This window comes from Streptomyces sp. NBC_01255 (assembly GCF_036226445.1).
Taxonomy (GTDB): Bacteria; Actinomycetota; Actinomycetes; order Streptomycetales; family Streptomycetaceae; genus Streptomyces.
In genome coordinates this window covers 4,623,993-4,642,069 of record NZ_CP108474.1, presented here as the reverse complement: position 1 = coordinate 4,642,069, position 18,077 = coordinate 4,623,993, and the positions used below count along the sequence as shown (strand labels likewise).

At 71.3% G+C, this 18,077-nt stretch carries 20 protein-coding genes; 9 read left to right on the top strand and 11 right to left on the bottom strand.

Annotation, left to right across the window (positions count from 1 at the left end; translation table 11 throughout):
- The first annotated feature begins 124 nt into the window (after window positions 1-124).
- Together OG357_RS20840 and OG357_RS20835 are read left to right on the top strand one after the other, a co-directional pair.
- The gene (locus tag OG357_RS20840) at window positions 125-730 is read left to right on the top strand and encodes a DJ-1/PfpI family protein (protein ID WP_329622586.1); all 606 of its coding nucleotides are present in this window, start codon (window positions 125-127) and stop codon (window positions 728-730) included.
- Window positions 727-1,197 (top strand): MarR family winged helix-turn-helix transcriptional regulator, encoded by a 471-nt coding sequence (locus tag OG357_RS20835; protein ID WP_329622585.1) that lies wholly within the window; start codon window positions 727-729, stop codon window positions 1,195-1,197. Before OG357_RS20840 ends, OG357_RS20835 begins: the two co-directional genes overlap by 4 nt.
- A 36-nt stretch (window positions 1,198-1,233) precedes the next feature.
- On the opposite strand, the gene OG357_RS20830 is transcribed toward OG357_RS20835, so the two are convergent.
- Window positions 1,234-2,025 (bottom strand): DUF2785 domain-containing protein, encoded by a 792-nt coding sequence (locus OG357_RS20830; protein ID WP_329622584.1) that lies wholly within the window; start codon window positions 2,023-2,025, stop codon window positions 1,234-1,236.
- 47 nt (window positions 2,026-2,072) lie between these two features.
- On the bottom strand, window positions 2,073-2,519 hold the full coding sequence (locus tag OG357_RS20825) for a hypothetical protein (protein ID WP_329622583.1): 447 nt from the start codon (window positions 2,517-2,519) through the stop codon (window positions 2,073-2,075).
- A 156-nt stretch (window positions 2,520-2,675) separates the two neighbouring features.
- On the opposite strand from OG357_RS20825, the gene OG357_RS20820 reads away from it, so the two are divergent.
- Window positions 2,676-3,512, top strand: a complete 837-nt coding sequence (locus OG357_RS20820; RefSeq protein WP_329622582.1) for a helix-turn-helix domain-containing protein — start codon at window positions 2,676-2,678, stop codon at window positions 3,510-3,512.
- Entirely contained in the window at window positions 3,509-3,685 is a 177-nt protein-coding gene (locus OG357_RS20815) for a DUF397 domain-containing protein (RefSeq protein WP_329622581.1), read from the top strand. The genes OG357_RS20820 and OG357_RS20815 overlap by 4 nt, the downstream gene beginning before the upstream one ends.
- On the opposite strand, the gene OG357_RS20810 is transcribed toward OG357_RS20815, so the two are convergent.
- The 4 genes from OG357_RS20810 to OG357_RS20795 all read right to left on the bottom strand — a co-directional run bounded on the left by OG357_RS20810 (window position 3,686) and on the right by OG357_RS20795 (window position 7,037).
- Window positions 3,686-4,573: a glycoside hydrolase family 19 protein gene (locus tag OG357_RS20810; protein ID WP_329622580.1), complete on the bottom strand. Its 888-nt coding sequence runs from the start codon at window positions 4,571-4,573 to the stop codon at window positions 3,686-3,688.
- Window positions 4,574-4,751: 178 nt separating this feature from the next.
- Window positions 4,752-5,597: an FG-GAP repeat domain-containing protein gene (locus OG357_RS20805; protein WP_329622579.1), complete on the bottom strand. Its 846-nt coding sequence runs from the start codon at window positions 5,595-5,597 to the stop codon at window positions 4,752-4,754.
- 164 nt (window positions 5,598-5,761) lie between these two features.
- Window positions 5,762-5,983, bottom strand: coding sequence for a hypothetical protein (locus OG357_RS20800; protein WP_317596790.1), 222 nt, complete (start codon window positions 5,981-5,983; stop codon window positions 5,762-5,764).
- A 109-nt stretch (window positions 5,984-6,092) separates the two neighbouring features.
- The gene (locus OG357_RS20795) at window positions 6,093-7,037 is read right to left on the bottom strand and encodes an NADP-dependent oxidoreductase (RefSeq protein ID WP_329622578.1); all 945 of its coding nucleotides are present in this window, start codon (window positions 7,035-7,037) and stop codon (window positions 6,093-6,095) included.
- 172 nt (window positions 7,038-7,209) lie between these two features.
- On the opposite strand from OG357_RS20795, the gene OG357_RS20790 reads away from it, so the two are divergent.
- Both OG357_RS20790 and OG357_RS20785 read left to right on the top strand, forming a co-directional pair.
- Window positions 7,210-8,751 carry a substrate-binding domain-containing protein gene (locus OG357_RS20790; RefSeq protein WP_329625645.1) on the top strand — a complete coding sequence of 514 codons (1,542 nt, stop codon included), beginning with the start codon at window positions 7,210-7,212 and terminating at the stop codon, window positions 8,749-8,751.
- A gap of 94 nt (window positions 8,752-8,845) precedes the next feature.
- The gene (locus tag OG357_RS20785) at window positions 8,846-10,756 is read left to right on the top strand and encodes a serine/threonine-protein kinase (protein WP_329622577.1); all 1,911 of its coding nucleotides are present in this window, start codon (window positions 8,846-8,848) and stop codon (window positions 10,754-10,756) included.
- Window positions 10,757-10,768: 12 nt separating this feature from the next.
- Here OG357_RS20785 and OG357_RS20780 read toward each other — a convergent pair whose 3' ends face one another.
- The 4 genes from OG357_RS20780 to OG357_RS20765 all read right to left on the bottom strand — a co-directional run bounded on the left by OG357_RS20780 (window position 10,769) and on the right by OG357_RS20765 (window position 14,200).
- Window positions 10,769-11,977 carry a hypothetical protein gene (locus tag OG357_RS20780; protein ID WP_329622576.1) on the bottom strand — a complete coding sequence of 403 codons (1,209 nt, stop codon included), beginning with the start codon at window positions 11,975-11,977 and terminating at the stop codon, window positions 10,769-10,771.
- A gap of 286 nt (window positions 11,978-12,263) precedes the next feature.
- A complete protein-coding gene (locus OG357_RS20775) occupies window positions 12,264-12,638 on the bottom strand; it encodes a hypothetical protein (RefSeq protein ID WP_329622575.1) in 375 nt (124 codons plus the stop codon).
- On the bottom strand, window positions 12,638-13,210 hold the full coding sequence (locus OG357_RS20770) for a DUF6232 family protein (RefSeq protein ID WP_329622574.1): 573 nt from the start codon (window positions 13,208-13,210) through the stop codon (window positions 12,638-12,640). Before OG357_RS20770 ends, OG357_RS20775 begins: the two co-directional genes overlap by 1 nt.
- A gap of 75 nt (window positions 13,211-13,285) precedes the next feature.
- Window positions 13,286-14,200 carry a LysR family transcriptional regulator gene (locus OG357_RS20765; RefSeq protein ID WP_329622573.1) on the bottom strand — a complete coding sequence of 305 codons (915 nt, stop codon included), beginning with the start codon at window positions 14,198-14,200 and terminating at the stop codon, window positions 13,286-13,288.
- 88 nt (window positions 14,201-14,288) lie between these two features.
- On the opposite strand from OG357_RS20765, the gene OG357_RS20760 reads away from it, so the two are divergent.
- Window positions 14,289-15,119: an oxidoreductase gene (locus OG357_RS20760; protein ID WP_329622572.1), complete on the top strand. Its 831-nt coding sequence runs from the start codon at window positions 14,289-14,291 to the stop codon at window positions 15,117-15,119.
- 66 nt (window positions 15,120-15,185) lie between these two features.
- Here OG357_RS20760 and OG357_RS20755 read toward each other — a convergent pair whose 3' ends face one another.
- Window positions 15,186-16,469 (bottom strand): adenylosuccinate synthase, encoded by a 1,284-nt coding sequence (locus tag OG357_RS20755; protein WP_329622571.1) that lies wholly within the window; start codon window positions 16,467-16,469, stop codon window positions 15,186-15,188.
- Between the two features lie 142 nt (window positions 16,470-16,611).
- Here OG357_RS20755 and OG357_RS20750 point away from each other — a divergent pair, with 142 nt between their 5' ends.
- On the top strand, window positions 16,612-17,448 hold the full coding sequence (locus OG357_RS20750; protein ID WP_329622570.1) for a diacylglycerol kinase: 837 nt from the start codon (window positions 16,612-16,614) through the stop codon (window positions 17,446-17,448).
- Between the two features lie 57 nt (window positions 17,449-17,505).
- Entirely contained in the window at window positions 17,506-18,075 is a 570-nt protein-coding gene (locus OG357_RS20745) for a hypothetical protein (RefSeq protein ID WP_329622569.1), read from the top strand.
- Window positions 18,076-18,077 lie beyond the last annotated feature (2 nt).

Here is an 18,077-nt window from a genome sequence, read left to right as displayed (position 1 = left end):
CCGAGACCGGGCCGGACGCGACATCTTGCTCCGTCGCGTTTCGCGCCGGGGCGGAGTCTCGGAGGAACCCACATGAACCCACATCCTCATTGACAGCAAGCTGTCATCATGACAGTCTTCTGTCATGGGAAACGAGAGCGACACCAAGACCGTTCATCTCGCCGTCTACGACACCCTCGCCGACTGGGAGACGGGCCACGCCACGGCCTGGCTCGCCCGCGCCGGCTACACGATCCGGACCGTCGGCCCGGTCGCCGGAGAGCCCGTCACGACGATCGCCGGGATCCGGATCGTCCCCGACCTCGCGCTCGCCGACCTCGGCCCCGAGGACAGCGCCCTGCTGATCCTGCCGGGCGCCGAGAAGTACGACGAGGGCGACGAGCTCGCCCCCTTCACGGCCAAGGCCCGCGCCTTCCTCGACGCCGGCGTGCCGGTCGCCGCGATCTGCGGCGCCACGGCGGGCCTGGCGAAGGAGGGCCTCCTCGACGACCGCCCGCACACGAGCGCCGTCTCGTTCTACCTGGCCGCCACCGGCTACAAGGGCGGCGACCACTACGTCGACGCGGACGCGGTGAGGGACGGGGACCTGATCACGGCGGGCCCGACGGAGCCGGTCGCGTTCGCCCGCGAGATCTTCGCCCGCCTCGGCGCGTACGAGGGCAAGCGGGACGCCTGGTACCGCCTCTTCCACGACTCGGACCCGGCGGCCTTCGTCGAGCTGAACTCGTGAGCCGCGAGGAGCAGGACGCCCTGTCCCGTACGGCCCTGGGCGCCTTCCGCCTCAACGGCCAGTTCCTCGCCGTCTCGGAGAAGCTGGCCGAACCGGCCGGCCTGACCGCCGCCTGGTGGCAGGTCCTCGGCGCCGTCCTCCCCGAACCGCTGCCGGTCGCCGGGATCGCCCGCGTCATGGGCATCACGCGCCAGAGCGTCCAGCGGATCGCGGACCTGCTCGTACGGGAGGGCCTGGCGGCGTACGAGACGAACCCCGCCCACCGCCGCGCCAAGCTCCTCGCGCCGACGGAGGCGGGCCGGGCGGCGATCGACCGCATCGAGCCGGGCCACGCGGAGCTGGCGGCCCTGCTCGCCCGGGAGCTGGGCGGCCAGGAGGCCTTCGACGAGACGGTACGGGTACTGGAACGGCTCTCGGGGGCACTGGACGCGGTCAGTACGCGCTACACGGCCCCCGAGACGCCTTGACCGGCTTGACCGGCTTGACCGGCTTGATCAGCTTGATCAGCGCCTGACGATCCGGTCGAGGACCTCCGCGAGGCGGGCCTTGACCGCAGGGCCGTGCGGGAGCGGCTGCGGCTCGCCTTCGCGGGTCATCCGGACGCCCCGGTCCGCGAGGACGTACACCATGCGCAGCGTGCGCAGGCAGTTGGAGAGGTGGGCGGGGACGGGGGCGCCGGGGGCGTCCGCCCCGAAGTCGGCGGCGATCACGTCGAGCCAGGCCGTCGCCTCGTGCTCGGTCAGGTCGGGGCGGATGAGGACGCGGGCGACGGCCCGTGCGAGCCGGTCGTCCTCCAGCTGGTCGAGTACGTGGTCGGTGGGCGCCGTAAGCCGCGCGGCGGCGAGGTCCAGCATCCGCACCGGGTCCACCTCGGCGTGCCGCCCGAACACGGCGAGGAGGTCCGCGCCGTGCGCGACCGCGTGAAGCCAGCCGAGCTTCTCGTCGTGGCCCCGCAGGTCCTCCTCCGCCGGGTACCAGCGCGCGAACGCGTCCACCCACTCCGGCCGGAGGTCCCCCTTGCCCACGAGCATGTCGAGCACGAGCGGCGCGAACGTCCGGGCCTGGATCTCCGGGTCGTCGAAGCGCGCCGCCATCTCGTCGCCGAGCGCGAGCCGCCGGGGCCCGTCGATCACCCCGCGCTCGATCCAGGTCGCGAGGACGGAGTACGCCGCCCCGTCGCGGATCCCCGGATCGGGATCCGCGAGCGCGCGGGACAGCTCTCCTGTCAGTTCTTCCAGGTCACGGTCGGCGGGTATGGCGTAGTCGGCGGCTTCGATGCCGCTCCAGTCGGTCACGGCGGAACAATAAGCACATACCGCCGTCTCGCGCCGCGAATAAAATTTCACCGGCCCGAAGCGGTCGCGTCCGTGTACGCGTACGGGTCCGCGAAGAGCTCCCTCACGGCGCTCCGCAGGAGCAGCGTGTGCACGAACCGGCCCGGCGCCGTCGGCGGGAACCGCCACGACAGCGGCCAGGTCCGTCCCGTCAACGCGGGCACTGGTACGTAACTCACCTGGGCGGGCCCGGCGTTGAACCGGGTCACCCCGCGCGGCCACGACCGGTGCGCCGTCGACCCCGGCGGCACGAGGAAGTACACCCCGCGCCGGCCGTTCGCCTCGATGACGACGGGCCCGGGGTCGCCCCCGGTGAGCGCCTCTATCCAGTCGGCGAGCCGCCGCCCCTCGTCGCCGTCGACGCGGACGGCGTCGAATTGCACTCCGGCCTTGCGGAGTTGGAATCCGGAAACAGGAATCCAATCCACGTTTACTTCCCGATTCTCTTCATTCACAGGGACATGTTCCCGCGCCGACGCTAGCGTTTTCCACGACTGCGGTGGGCGCGTCGGTAACCCCTTGACCTGCACCAACGCACCTTGTGGGCAGTCGAATTCGGCGGGGAGCAGTTGAGACCGGTTGAGACCGGTTGAGTTCGGATGGGGATCGCGATGGCGCGAGAAGAGAACAAGGAAACGGTGGGCCCCGCGGCGAGGATGGCGGCTGCCGTGGCGAAGAGAATGCGACTGAAGAAGGGCCTGACACAGGAGCAGTTGGGCGCGCAGATGGGCTACAGCGGCGCGGCGATCAGCGCGATGGAACGGCTCCTGCACGCGGTGAGCGACGAGATGCTGGTGCATCTCGAAGTCGCCCTGGGCGGCGGGACGGGCATCTTCGAGGAGATGCGGGAGCTCGTACGGCTGGAGAAACTGCCGGAGCAGTTCCGCGGGTACGCACCGATCGAGCAGAAGGCGCTGGCGCTGTGGCTGTACGCGAACCACGTCGTGCACGGTCTGTTCCAGACGGAGGCGTATGCGCGGGCGCTGATCGCGGGCGGTCACCCGGAGCCGACTCCGGAGCGGGTCGAGGAGCTGGTCGTCGGCCGGATGGCCCGCAAGGCCCTGTTCAACAGGAAGCAGGTGTGCGAGATCGAGCTGATCCTCGACGAGTCGGTGCTGCGGCGAGTGATCGGTGACAAGGAGGTGATGCGGGAGCAGCTGGAGTACTTGGCCGAGTGCGCCCGCAGGAGGAACGTGAACCTTCAGGTGCTGCCGCTGGATGCGGGGCTCGGGGGCGAGTACGCCGGCGACCGGGGCGATCTGAACATCATCGAGACCCCCGCCCACGACCGTGTGACCTACCTGGAGATCCAGCGGGAGAGCCTGCTGATCACCGACCGAGCGAAGGTAAGTGCTCACATGCAGCAGTATGCAAAGATCCGGGCACAGGCCCTGGATCCGCGCAGGTCGCTGGGCCTCATCGAGGAGTTGGCGGGAGTACAAAGATGAACGACACCTTGCACTGGTTCAAGTCCAGCTACAGCGACAGCAGTGGCGGCAACTGCGTAGAGGTCGCCTCCTGCGCCCACGCCGTCCACCTTCGGGACTCGAAGGTCAGCGACGGGCCCACGTTCGCCGTGGAGCCCGCCGCCTGGACCGTGTTCGTTGCCTGGCAGGACTGATCAGCAGTACAGGTTCGCGCCGGTGGGTACGCCCAGGATCTGGGTGAACTGCTGGTACTTGGTGACCCGGCTCTGCACCTGGGCCGGGTTGCCGCCGTTGCACTCCAGGCTGCCGTTGATCGCCCAGATGGTCTGGCCGAAGCCCGCGCCGTTGACCATGGCGTTGTGGGCGGTCATCGTGCCGGGGCCGTTCTGGGTGTTCCAGTACCAGAGGCCCGTCTGCATGGCGACGGCCGGATCCTGCTCGACCCTCCAGGGGTTGTTGAGCAGGTCGATGCCGAGGGCGTCACCGGCCGCCTTGTAGTTGAAGTTCCAGGAGAGCTGGATCGGGCCGCGGCCGTAGTACGCGGCCTGGCCGGCCGGGCAGCCGTAGGGCTGGCCCGCGTCGCAGTAGTGCGGGTAGTTCGCGGTGTTCTGCTCGACGATGTAGAAGAGGCCCGCCGTCTCGTGGGAGACGTTGGCGAGGAAAGCCGCAGCCTCCTGCTTCTTCACCGTGTCGCTGCCCGTCTTGGCGAAGCCGGGGTAGGACTTGAGGGCGGCGGTGAGGCCCGCGTACGTGTAGAAGGGGTTCCTGTTCGGGAACATCTGGTTGAACTGCGCCTCGGAGACGACGAATCCGGAGGGGTCCGGGTCCGTGCCGCCGCCGGTGCCGCAGGTGCCCTCGTCGCGCCAGACGTCGGAGGAGCCGGGACGCTCGTTCTGGGTCCACCACTTCGCGTACCAGTTGTGGCCGTTGTACGAGGCGGTCATGCCGCCGGTGTAGACGCTGCCCGAGTTCCAGGCGCCGACACAGGCGGGGGCCGCGCCGGCGGTCGCGGAGGGGAGGAGTACGGCGAGTCCAGCGGCCGTACAGAGAGCGGCGATCAGAGTGATCAGCCTTCGCAGCATGAGCTGTCCTTCCGGGTGGGGTCCGGGTGGGGAAGGCCCAGCGAAGCGTGATTGGTCTGGACCTGTCAAGGTCTAGACCAGAACTTGTGACAGTTGGGGTTCCGGTTGCATACGAAGCGGCCCCGGGCTCGGAGATCCGAGGCCCGGGGCCGACGTGAGGCGCGTAACGCCCGTACTGCTACAGCAGGTTGTACGACTGGTAGCCGGTGCCGACCTGGGTCGGCGCCTTGAACGGGGTCGCGGCGACGCCCGTGCCGTAGTAGCGCATCAGCGCACCGCTGGGCTTGCGGGCGAGGAGGTCCGCCTTGCCGTCGAGGTTGATGTCACCGGTCGACACCAGGCGGTCGTACGCGTTCCAGCCCTGGCCGATCTTCGTACGGCCGCTGAAGGGGGCCTTGTAGTTGCCCGTGCCCTTGTAGAGGTACAGGTAGCCGGTGGACTTCTCCTTGGCGACGATGTCGGGCTTGCCGTCACCGGTCAGGTCGCCCTGGCCGGCGATCTGGTCGTACGCGTTCCAGCCGCCGCCGACCCGCACGCGGGTGGTGGTGGTGCCGTTCGGGTACGTGAGGTAGCTCCACAGCACGCCGTACTTGTCGACGCCGATGAGGTCGGCCTCCTTGGCACCGCCGATGTTGCCGGGCGAGAGGACCGTCTTGTAGATGTTCCAGCCCTTGCCGACGACGCTCGTGTCCTCGGAGCCCGACTCGGGGCCCCAGAAGTCCAGGCGCCCGTCCTTGTAGACGATCCACTCGCTCTCGCCGTGTCCGTCGTTGTCGTTGTCGGCGACGACGATGTCGGCGATGTCGCGGGCGTCGTCCAGAGGACCGACCTTCTCGAAGCTGCCGTTCCCCACGGGGTACCACACGTGGAGTTCCTGGGTCGTCTTGTGGACGCCGTACATCTCGAACGTGGGCTGCACCGGCAGCTCCGCCGCGGAGGCCGTGCCGGCCACGGTCGCGGTCGCGACCGCGACGGCGGTGGCGACGAACGCGCCCTTGAGCGCACGACGACGAATGATGTTCATCGAAAATCCCCCCTGGGATACTTCGGCGGCGCATTTGACACACCGCCGCTGCCCCGAATCCTGCCACAGCTGTTCGATAGCTTTGCGCCACAAAAAACGGCTCCGGGGGGCGGCGGCTTGCCGCCCCCCGGAGCCGTCGGGGGAGAGAGGGAGAAGCGGGCGCCTTAGAGGGGCAGGGCCTTGGTGACGTCGCCGAGCGCGGCGGGGTTCGCGGCGTCCGTGACGGCGCCCAGGGGAGAGTCGGACTGGCTGGCGACGCCGGTGACCGGGCCGAGCAGGCCGGTCGCGCCCGCCAGGGGGTCGACCGCGGCGGCGGCGCCCGCTCCGAGACCGATGGCGGAGGCGGCGAGGGCGAGGGCGGTGAGGACACGCTGGGAAGAGTTCATGTCCGGATAACGATCCCCCTCGTCCCAGGTACCGGTACGGCCGTCATCCGCCCCGGGTCGGGGCACCCGGGGCGGATGAGGTTGACGGGCCGGAACCGATCGGAACCGGTCAGATCATCAGGATGACGCGGCCCGGGCGGTGGCCCGCCTCCGCCCGGCGGTGGGCCTCGGCGACCTCCTCCAGCGGCATGACGTCGGCCACCCGGGTGATCAGCTCACGGGCCGCGACCTTCTCCAGGGTCTCCTTCAACCGGGCGGCGTCCGGGCGGGCCCGGACGGCCTCGACGCGGATGTTCCGCTCGGCGGCCGGAACCCGGTCGGGAGCGATCGCGACGAAGACGCCGTCGTCCTTCAGCAGCGGAAGGAGCCCCACACCGCCGAAGAGCGCCCCGTCGAAGACCCCGTCCACCCGCTCCGGGGCGACCTCCATCACCCTGGCGGCCACCTCCTCCGGCGCACCGCGCGGGACGGCGTGGTCCGCGCCGAGGATCTTCAGTTCGCTCTCGTCACCCTCGTGGGCGACGGCCACGACCCACAGTCCGGCCGCATGGGCGTACTGGACCGCGAAGCGGCCCACCACGGTACTCCCGCCGGTCACGAGCAGCGTCGCCCCCGCCGGGAGGGCGAGCCGGTCGAGGCCCTGCTGGGCGGTGGCCGAGGCCAGCGGGACGGACGCGGCCACGGTGAAGTCCACGTCGTCCGGGATCGGGGCCAGCCAGTCCGGATCGACCCAGATGACCTCGGCGTACGTGCCCTCGCCGGTCAGCTCCTCGTACCAGTTGACGTAACCGGCCACACGGGTCCCTTCGGCCATCCCGGGCAGGGGATCGAGCAGCTTTCCCGCGAAGTCCGTCCCCAGGACGAAGGGGGGCTTGAGCGCGCCGACCGCGTCGGCGTACAGGCCTGCCCGGATCCGCAGATCCGCCTGGTTCACACCGGCGGCCTTGAGCCGTACGCGCACCCTGCCGGGGACGTCCCCGGCCACCGGCTCGGGCCGGCGGGCCATTCTGAGGACCTCGGGTCCGCCGTAGGCGGTCACTTCGACGACACGCATGGGGTACTCCTCAGACGGAAGGCCCCCTCGTGGCCATTACACCCACGCCGGAGAGCCCCGAGCAACCCCTGATGGCCCGCCCGCGAGCCCCCGGCTGAAGGAAGGGAGAACTCCGGGTGACGGGGGACTACGCCTCGCACGGAACCGCACACACGTGCGTACTGTCGCGCGGGTGGACTGGCTCACCGCTGAGAACCTCATCGCCCTGGTCACCGCCCTCCTCGGTGTCCTCGTCTCCACCGGTGCCGTCTGGTACGAGCGGCGGGTGCCGCACCAGCGGCGGATCGGCTACCGCGTCCAGCTCGACACGACCATCGGGAACGCCGCGACGAACGGGGCGGCGACCGGCCCCGGCGCGGCCGTGCGGCGCGGGTTCTTCAACGCGACCCCGGCCCTGAGGGACGCCACCCTCGTCCTGCTCCGGATCGAGAACGACGGGGCCCTGTCCATCGGCGCCGACCACTACACGGACGGTGACGACCACGGACTCACGGTCGAGTTCGAGCGCCGCCGGGTGCAGGCGGTCGTCGTGACCGCTCCCGACCATCCCCGGCTGCTCAGCCACTTCTCCGACAGCTGGGTGGGCCCGGCGGAGGGCGACGCCACCATCCTGCTGCCCAAGGTCCCGCTCAACCGCGGCGCCCACTACAAGCTGCTCGTCCTGCTCACCGGCGGCCCGATCGACGACCCGGTCTCGGTCGACGGCAACATCGCCGAGGGGCACGTCCACGTCAACCACAGCACGACCCCCGACGACAAGCCGCCCGTCTTCAGCCGGGTCGCCCGCACGGTCACCGTCGTCCTCACCGTCTGTGTCGTCGCGCTCGCCGCGATCATCGTCCGCGAGCAGACCCCGCCCCCGATCGGCTGCGCCAGGGGCACCCTCACCGTCACCGGCTCGACGGCCTTCGCACCGGTCGTACGGGAGCTGGCGAGGAAGTACGAGAAGGACTGCGCGGGCTCGACGGTGAACGTGACCGCGCACGGCTCGACCGCCGGGATACGGGAGCTGGAAGCGTCCGGGGCGAAGTCCGCCAAGGGCTCCCCCGCCGTCGTCGCCCTCTCCGACGGGCGCAAGCCGGGCGGCTATCCGCAGCTGCGGGAGAGCATGGTCGCGGTCTCCCTCTTCACGCTCGTCCTCAACGACGGGATCCCCGTGGAGAGCCTCACCCTGGACGAGATCCGCCGCCTCTACCGGGGCGAGATCACCAACTGGAAGGAGCTGGTCCCCAGCCTCGACCAGCCGGTCCGGCTGATCAGCAGGGACGCCAACTCCGGTACCAGGGAGGTGTTCCAGCGCCGGGTCCTCGGCCGCAACGAGCTGGCCAACTCCTCCCTCGACTGCCAGAACATCGACGACCCCGCCTCCGTGGTGGTCCGCTGCGAACTCGACTCCACCGAACAGGTCCTGTCGACCGTCGCCAGGCTTCCCGGCGCCATCGGCTACACCGAACTCCGCAGCGGCAGCGGCCTGAAGGGGCTGCACCGGGTCGCCATCGACGGGCGCAGACCCGTCGTCGAGGAGATCGGCGAGTCCAGCTACCCGTACCGGGAGATCGAGTACGCCTACACCTGGGGCCGGCCGCCGGCCGACTCCCTGACCTCCAGCTTCCTCAACTACCTGATCCGGGGCAGCGGCCAGGACGTCGTCCTCACCCACGGCCATCTGCCCTGCTCCACCCCGAAGGGGCTACGGATCTGCGGGGCCGGCTGATGGCGTCCGTACGGGACGGGTGATGGCGTCCGTAGGGGACGGCTGCTGGCGTCCGTAGGGGACGGCTGACGCGCGGTCTGGCATGCTCGTCGCCGTGGAGCCATTGAACGCGGAAGACCCGGTCAGCATCGGTCCGTTCCGTCTGATCGGCCGTCTCGGGGTCGGGGGGATGGGCCGGGTGTTCCTCGCGCGCTCGGCCGGCGGCCGGACGGTCGCGGTGAAGGTCGTGCACGCCGAGCTGGCCGCCCAGGAGGAGTTCCGGCGGCGGTTCGCCCGCGAGGTCGCCGCCCTGGAGCGGGTCGGCGGGACGGGCACCGCGCCCGTGCTCGGCTCCGACACGACCGCCGGAGCCCCGTGGGTGGCCATCGGGTACGTACCGGGTCCTTCGCTGCGGACCGTGGTCGGCGACGAGTTCGGGCCGCTGCCGCCCGCGACCGTACGGACACTGGCCTCCGGGCTCGCCCGCGCCCTCGTCCACATCCACGACGCCGGGCTCGTCCACCGCGACCTCAAGCCGTCCAACGTGCTGCTGACCGTCGACGGGCCCCGGCTCATCGACTTCGGCATCGCCCGCGCCGTCGACACGGTCGCCGACGGCGGCGGGCTGACCACCACCGGCGCGGTCGTCGGCTCCCCCGGCTTCATGTCGCCCGAGCAGGTCCGCGGCGACCGCGTCACGCCCGCGTCGGACGTCTTCTGCCTCGGCTCCGTCCTCGCCTACGCGGCGACCGGCCGCTCCCCCTTCGGGACGGCCGACAGCGGGGTCCACGCCACGATGTTCCGCATCGCCCACGACGAGCCCGACCTGACGGACCTCGCGCCGGAGCTCTCCGGCCTCATCCGGGCCTGCCTCGCCAAGGACCCGGAGGCCCGCCCCTCGGCGACCGAGATCGTCGAGACGCTTCCGGTCGCCGACCCCTGGCTCCCGGCGGACGTCCTCGCCCGGCTCGGCCGCCACGCGGCCCGCCTCCTGGAGGCGGAGGCCGCGACGGGGGTCGGGACGGGGTCCGGGGGAGCCTCGGTGGCTGCCGCTGCCGTAGCCGGGGGATCGGCCGCCGGTGACCCGACGCCCGCCACTCCCCTGCCGCCCACCGCCCGCACCGCACCGCGCCCCCGTCGGCGTACGGCCCTGATCGCCGCCCTGGCGACGCTGGTCGTGGCCGCCGCGGCCACCGCCACGTACACCTTCTGGCCCGACCCGAACACCGGCGGCGACGAGCAGAAGAACCGCGGCAAGGGCCAGACCGACGGCGTCTCCGCCCGGCCGGCCGGGATCGTCCCCGGCGGCTTCCTCGGCGCCTGGGAAGGCGTCATCCAGGGCACCGCCGACCACCCCCGCGAGACCGCCCGCATCGAGATCACCCAGGGCGCGGCCGGCGCCAAGAACGCCGTCTACGTCCAGGTCTCCGAAGGACGGCTCTGCATGGGCCGCTCCCGGCTCGTCTCCGCCGACGAGGACAAGGTCGTCTACGGCGAGTCCGACGTCACGAGCAGCATGCCCGCCCAGCGCTGCACCCCCGCCGCCCACCAGACCCTCACCCTGCGCTCCCCCGACGTCCTGGAGTGGACCTCGGGCGCCGCGAAGGCCACCTTCCGCAAGGCGCCCACCGGCACCGCCGTCGTCCCGGCCCGCTTCCTCGGCCGCTGGCGCAGCAAGCCCATGCCGGAGATCTACGGCGACAACGACGACCGCTACAGGACGGAAGTCACGGTCAGCCAGGGCCCGATCGGCACCCAGCTGGTCCGCTTCACCGACGTCTTCCCGCGCATGAACGACGCCGGTGAGATCACCACCGACATCGTCAGCTGCGGCTCCACCGCCGTCCTCGCGGGCGTCGGCGACCTCCTCGTCGTCGGCCCACAGGCCAAGGACGCGGGCAGCTCGGACGCCGAGTGCCCCGAGGCCGGGGCCAGTTATCTGGTCGCGGACAAGTGGGAGGGCAAGGACCGGCTCCTCGTCTATCCGATGATCGACGCGGAGCCAGGTGAGTTCCTGCGGTTGTAGGGGTTGTAGCGGTTACTCGGGGATGCGGGCCGTGCAGGTGGAGAACGCCTGAGTCGTGACGCAGGTGAAGAGGTCGTTCCATTCGCTGTTGGTGTCCGCGGCACCCGCCTTCACCGTGGCGGCACAGGACTTGTCGGTCAGACCCCACAGGGATCCGTCCGGCCAACCGGCCTGCTGCGTGCGGTTCTGGACGACGTCGAGGCAGGCCTGCGGCGCCTTCAGGCGCTTGAGTTCCGCCACGAGCTCCTGGTACTTGTCGTTCGTCGTCGCGGCGGCCTGCTCGTCGAGCGTCTGCTTGGCGGCGGCCCTCTCCTCCTCGGAGGCCTCCGGGTTCTGGTACGTCTTCAGCGCCGCGGAGTTCTTCTTCAACTGCTCCTGGACCTTCTTCTTGTCCTCCGGCTCCGTCGGCGCGGTCCCCGGCTGCTGGACGGCCAGCAGACCGCCGAGGAGCAGGTCCGCCCACTTGGAGTAGTAGATCTTGTCCGCCGGCGTCAGGTTCTCGGCCGTGAGACCGGCGAGGATGTCGTTCAGGTCCAGGAAGACCTCGTAGTACGCGTCCTGCTCGTCGATGGGAAGCGACGGGTCGTTGGCCTTCTGCAGCGCTTCGCTGAGGCCGACCGCGAGCTTGGCGTACCTCTCCTGGTCCGCCGTCGACGTGCCCGGGTCCTTGCTGAGCCTCAGGGCTTCGCCGAGACCCTTCGCGATGGCCGTGGCCTCGGCCTTCTGCTCCGCCGTTGCCGCGCCGTCGTTGAGGACCTTGAGGACGTCGTCCAGCGACTTCTGGACCTTGGCCTTGTCCGCCGCGGAGAGGCTGGAGCCGTTGATGCTGGTCTCCACCTGCTTCTTGATCTCGTCAGGTGTCTGCGCCGGAGGTACTCCGTTCTCGGCGGGAGGCGCTTCCTCGCCCGCGCCGGGCGGCACTTCCGCCTCGCCCTCGGCGGGAGGCGGTGCCTCCTCCTCACCGGGCGGCGGCGCCTCCTCCTCGGCCGGAGGCGGCACTTCCTCCTCGGCGGGCGGCGGCACCTCCTCGGCCGGAGGCGGCACCTCCTCGGCGGGCGGCGGGACCTCCTCGGCCGGAGGCGGCACCTCCTCGGCGGGCGGCGGGACCTCCTCGGCCGGAGGCGGCGGCACCGGCTCCCCCTCGCCGGGAGGAGGTACCGGCTCGTTCAGGCCACTTGCCACGGTCTGGACCTGTGCCGGGGCGGCGGCAGGTGCCGCCATGGCACTCATACCTGCCGACAAGGCCAAGCCGGCAGCCAGGATCGACGCGCTCGCAGCCCGGACGACTCGTCGCTGGGCGGATGTGGTCATGGTGAATCCAGGTGCTATCAGTTTGCTGGTTCGTCCCTTGAGGGCCGACCCGCGAAGGCGGCCCAAGATGACCGGAGTTCCACGACTCAACGGTGCACAGGAATCACAGGACCCACTCTTCTCCCGTGGCCCCGAGTCGGCAACTCGGGGCCGGGGCACCCGAACACCCTGCGTGAGCACACCCCCTGGAGAGGACCTAGCCGCCTACACCGAGTAGTTCCAGCGCTGCCCGGGCAGCGTCCAGGAGCGAGGCGCCGGCCGTCCCGAGCAGCGCGGCGATGCCCGCGACGGCCAGTAGCGCCCGGCGCCGTACCGGCGTCTCGACGGCCGGGTCGGCGGCGTCGGCTTCGAGCACGGGCAGCGCCTCGTCGAAGGAGCGCCGGTCCTCGGGCCCCACGTCGGCACGCAGCTGCTCCATGAGCTCGACGACGGTCCGCAGCGCCGCCTCCAAGGCGGGCTGCTGCTGGGGCGGGGCGGGGTTGTTGACGATGCCCGTGTGACCTTGGCCGCCGAAGATGTTCACCACGTCGCCGCTACCGTGGTTGTTTCCGCCGTGGTTGTCCCCGGACATCACTTCACGATCCCCTTGTGGTCGCGGCCTCCGACGATGTTGACGGTGTCCCCGGTGTAGTTCTTCATGTTGACCGTCAGCTGCTCCACCTGGACGTGGAAATCCGCGTCCGGGTTCTCGATCGCGAGCGCGATCCGGCGGACGAGATCCGCGAGCACGCTCGCGTCGCGGCTGGTGAGCAGCGCGATCGCCGCCCCCGTGGTCTCGATGGCCAGGACCGAGTGCTCCGGCCGGAAGAGAATGATCAGCATGTCCGCGAGGGCGTAGACAAGGACCACGAGGCTGACGAACCGGGCGATGTCCACGCCCTCGCCGGAGCCGGCGGCGGCCACGGACAGCACCAGAACCGGGATGAGCACGATCGTCAGGAACCGCTTCACGGCGGCCCAGCGGTCGGGCACGACGACGTACGTGTGGACGCGGGCGATGTTCCCCAGCGGATAGCACGCGCGGTTCACCCACAGCAGGCGCTTGCTGACGCTCACGTCGATGATGCTGACGTCGCCGGGCGGCGGAGCGGGTGGCCGGTTCGGCGGCGGCGGCGGTGTGACGAGAGGTCCGGTCGTGTCCATGCTTCCCCCTGGGACGGAACCGCACGTGAGTGGAGACTCATTAAGCGCTCAACTCCCCTTACTCACAAGGCGAGTTCAGGCCTCCTGAGGGCGGAGTTCGGCCGCCGCGCGGGCATAGCCGCGCACCAGGGGGCGGGTATCGTCGGCCCGCCAGGCGAGGACGAGACGGCTCGGGGCGACGCCGCTGACGGGGCGGATCGCGACGCCTTCGCGGGCGAGCAGCGGTACGTTCCCGGCCGCGACCAGGCAGATACCGAGGCCGCCCGCGAGCGCCTCGTACGTCTCGTCCACCCCGCCGATCTCGGCGCCGATCACCGGCGGGCACCCGCCCCGGGAGTCCAACGCCAGCCAGTAGTCGCGCAGTTCGGGTCCGGTGTCGGGCAGGGCGAGGAAGGGCTCGTCGAGGAGGTCGGCGAAGTCCAGGCTCTCGCGCGCGGCCAGCGGGTGGGCCTCGGAGAGCGCGACGAGCCGGGGCTCGGTGGCCACGACGACCCAGCGGAACCGGTCCGCGCCCGCCAGCGGAAGCCAGACGAAGGCGACGTCGCTGCCGCCTTCGGCCAGGCCGGCCGTCGGGTCGTCCCAGGCCACCTGGCGCAGCTTCAGCCGGGCCCCGGGGTGGGCCTCGGTGAAGCGGGAGCGGATCGCGGGCAGCAGGCCGCCCCGCCCGGGGCTGGTGCTCATGCCGACGACGAGGGTGCCGTCCGCGGCCTCCCGCGCCCGCCGCACCGCCTCCCGGCCCTCCTCCCAGGCGGCGAGCGCGGCGCGGGCGTGCGGCAGCAGGGCCGTACCGACGGGGGTGAGGGCGACGCCCCGCCGGTCGCGGTCGAAGAGGGGGGCGCCGAGCTGCCGTTCCAGGGCCCGTATCTGCTTGCTGAGCGCCGGCTGGGACACGTACAGCTTCTCGGCGGCGCGGGTGAAGTGGAGCTCCTCGGCGACCGCGAGGAAGTACCTCAGGTCGCGGCCGTGCACATCGCTGGTGGTCATGCCCATGGGTTATCACGGCAGGTCTTGGACGGCCAAAGGGCGTCCGGCGCAGGCTTGTTGCGTCAGCACGGAACAGCCGCGAGGGAGTACGGACATGAGCAAGGTCTGGTTGATCACGGGCGCCAACAGCGGATTCGGGCGGGCCTTCGCCGAGGCCGCGATCGCCGCCGGCGACGTCGTGGTCGCCGCCGCCCGCCGCCCCGGGACCCTGGACGACCTGGTCGCCGCCCACCCCGACCAGGTGGACGCGGTCGCCCTGGACGTCACGGACGCGGCGGCGGTCGACCGGGTCGTCGCGGAGGCCGCGGAGCGGCACGGCCGCATCGACGTCCTCGTCAACAACGCGGGCCGCACGCACGTCGGTTCGGTCGAGGAGACCGTCGACGCCGAGCTGCGGTCCCTCTTCGACCTGCACGTCTTCGGCCCGGCCGCCCTCACGCGGGCCGTCCTGCCGCACATGCGGGCCCGCCGCTCGGGCGCGATCGTGCAGCTCAGCAGCGTCGGCGGGCAGGCGTCGATGGCGGGCTTCGGCGCGTACAGCGCGACCAAGTTCGCCCTGGAGGGCATGTCGGAGGCGCTCGCGGCCGAGGTCGGCCCGCTCGGCATCCGGGTCCTGATCGTGGAGCCGGGCGCCTTCCGTACGAGCCTGTTCGGCAACCACAGCCTCAGCGGCGACGGCATCGCCGACTACGCGGACACGGTGGGCGGGACGCGGGCGTTCGTGGAGACCGGGGGCGGTACGCAGGAGGGCGACCCGGCGAAGGCCGCGGCGGCGGTACTCAAGGCCCTGGACGCCGACGAGCCCCCGCTGCGGCTCGCCCTCGGCGACGACTCCATCGACGCGATCCTGGGCCACCTGGAGCAGGTGCGCGGCGACCTCACGGCCTGGGAGAAGGTCGGCCGGGACACGAAGTTGGACGGCTGACGGACATGACGAAGGGCCCGCACACCGGTTCGTCGCCGGAGTGCGGGCCCTTCCTCGTGCGTACTCCTACAGGAAGGAGTTGATCTCGATCGTCTCGGTGCGGCCGGGGCCGACGCCGATCGCGGAGATCGGGGCGCCCGACATCTCCTCCAGGGCCTTCACGTACGCCTGCGCGTTCTTCGGCAGGTCGGCGAAGGTCTGCGCCCCGGTGATGTCCTCGGACCAGCCCGGCAGCATTTCGTAGATCGGCTTCGCGTGGTGGAAGTCGGTCTGCGAGTAGGGCAGCTCCTCGACGCGCTTGCCGTCGATCTCGTACGCGACGCAGACCGGGATCTGCTCCCAGCCCGTCAGCACGTCGAGCTTGGTGAGGAAGAAGTCCGTCAGGCCGTTGACGCGGGTCGCGTAACGGGCGATGACCGCGTCGAACCAGCCGCAGCGACGGTCACGGCCGGTGGTGACACCGCGCTCGCCACCGATGCGGCGCAGCGCCTCGCCGTCCGCGTCGAAGAGCTCCGTCGGGAACGGGCCGGCGCCGACACGGGTCGTGTACGCCTTGAGGATGCCGATGACCCGGCTGATCTTCGTCGGGCCCACGCCGGCGCCGGTGCAGGCGCCGCCCGCGGTCGGGTTCGAGGAGGTGACGAAGGGGTACGTGCCGTGGTCGACGTCGAGCAGGGTGCCCTGGCCGCCCTCGAAGAGCACGACCTTGTCGTCGTCGAGCGCCTTGTTGAGGATCAACGTGGTGTCCGCGACGAACGGCTTGATCTGCTCCGCGTACTGGAGCATCTCCTCGACGATCTGGGCGGCGTCGATCGCGCGGCGGTTGTACAGCTTGGCGAGGAGCTGGTTCTTGCCCTCCAGCGCCGCCTCGACCTTCTGGACCAGGATCGACTCGTCGTACAGGTCCTGGACCCGGATGCCGACGCGGTTGATCTTGTCGGCGTACGTCGGCCCGATGCCGCGACCGGTGGTACCGATCTTGCGCTTGCCGAGGAACCGTTCCGTCACCTTGTCGAGGGTGACGTTGTACGGGGTGATCAGGTGAGCGTTACCGCTGATCAGGAGCTTCGACGTGTCGACGCCGCGCTCGTTCAGTCCACTCAGCTCGGAGAGCAGGACCGCCGGGTCGACGACGACACCGTTTCCGATCACCGGGGTACACCCCGGCGAGAGGATTCCGGAAGGGAGAAGATGCAGCGCGTACTTCTGGTCGCCTACGACGACGGTGTGGCCGGCGTTGTTGCCGCCCTGGTAACGCACTACATAGTCAACGGATCCACCGAGGAGATCGGTGGCCTTTCCCTTGCCCTCGTCACCCCACTGAGCACCGAGCAGCACAAGTGCGGGCACAGGCGTACACCCCTTCCGGGTGGGGCATGTCCAAGGTCAGGGGCCGAGGCCGCCTCACCGGTGTGCCCCGGAATAGACGAAGCCCCTGGCGCAATAGCGCAAGGGGCTCTTGCACAAAGATGCTACCCGAGGAAGGACCGAGGTGTCGGATCACGACCAGCTGCTGGTCATCGTCGACCCGGTCGCCCGCCGAAGTGACGGCGAGTCCGTACGGATCGCGAAGGATGTCCTGTCGGCGCGCGCGGAAGCGAAGATCTGCCTGCCGGACAGCCCGGAGGAATTCACCCGGGCCCTGGCCCGGCGCGGCTCCCGGCACCCCGTGGTGCTCGGCGACGACCGCGCGCTGCTCCGTACGGTGACGCTGCTGCACCGGGAGCGGGAGCTCGCCGAGGGGGCGCTGTCCCTCGTCCCGATCGGCCCGCCGGACGCCCTGGAACTGGCGCACGCGCTCGGCGTGCCGCGCTCCACCCCGGCGGCGGCGCGGGCGGTCCTCGACGGGGCGGTACGCCGCCTCGACCTGCTGGTCGACGACAGCGACGGGGTCGTCCTCGGCGACCTCTGCATCCCCGGCGTACCGGCCCTCCGCACCCTGGCCGCGCCGACCTCGTCCGTGTGGGGCACCTGCCGCTCCCTGGTCCGCACGCTGGTCCGCCCGGCCCCGACGGCCCTCGCGGTCCGCACGCACCGGCTGCGGGTGGAGGCGGACGGGGTGCTCCTCGCGGACGTGGACACGCCGGTGGAGGGCGTCTCGGTCCGCTCGGTCGCCGGCACGGCGGAGGTCACCGTCCACCCGGCCCACCCGTCGCCGGACGACCGGCCGCCGGACCACCAGGCGCTGGCCCGCACACTCACGGTCTCGGGCCCGGACTTCCGCTACCGCGCGGACGGTCGCGTCACGGGCCCGGTCCGCCGCCGGACGTGGACGGCCCGGGCGGGAGCGTGGGGGCTGATGCTTCCCCGGGAGTCCGCCGGGCTCTAGCCTCGCGTGTGGGGCTGGAGTGGCTGGTGGGAGCTCGTGGGGCGAGAGGGGCTTGCGGTGGCACGTGCGCTCGATCTGCCGGAGACGGCCGACGCGCTGGAGCGGTACCGGCGGAGGGCGGTCAGGCTGACGGTCATCGGCGCGGTGCTGCTCGTCCTCGCCGTCGGCGTCGGTCTGCTGTTCTCGGGCTCGTGGACGCCCGCCGCGATCGGCTGGCTCGTGCTGTTCGCTCTCCCCACGTTGGGCATCGGCGTCAACGCCCGGTCGATCGCGAAGCGGATGCGGCACGTCCTCGGCGTCGGGACGTGGTCGGCGCACACGGCCCTGCCTGTGGCCCGTCCCTGGCACGCGGAGACCGTCGTACTGGCCTCCCCGGGCACCGGCGAGCTGTGGCCGCTGACGCTGCCGTCCGTACGGCAGCGGTTCGGACCCGTAGTGCCGGGTCCGGACGGGGTGCTGTGGTGGTGCGGGGACCCTCGACTGGGCGGTGTGATCGCGCCTCCCGGGGGCGGGGAGCTGGTCTGGATGAGGCCGGTACGGGGGCAAGCCGGGCGGCGCCGGATCGTGGCGCGGGCGGAGGGCCTGCTGGACCGTCCGGTGCCGAGGAGCCCGCAGGCGGCGGTCTGACG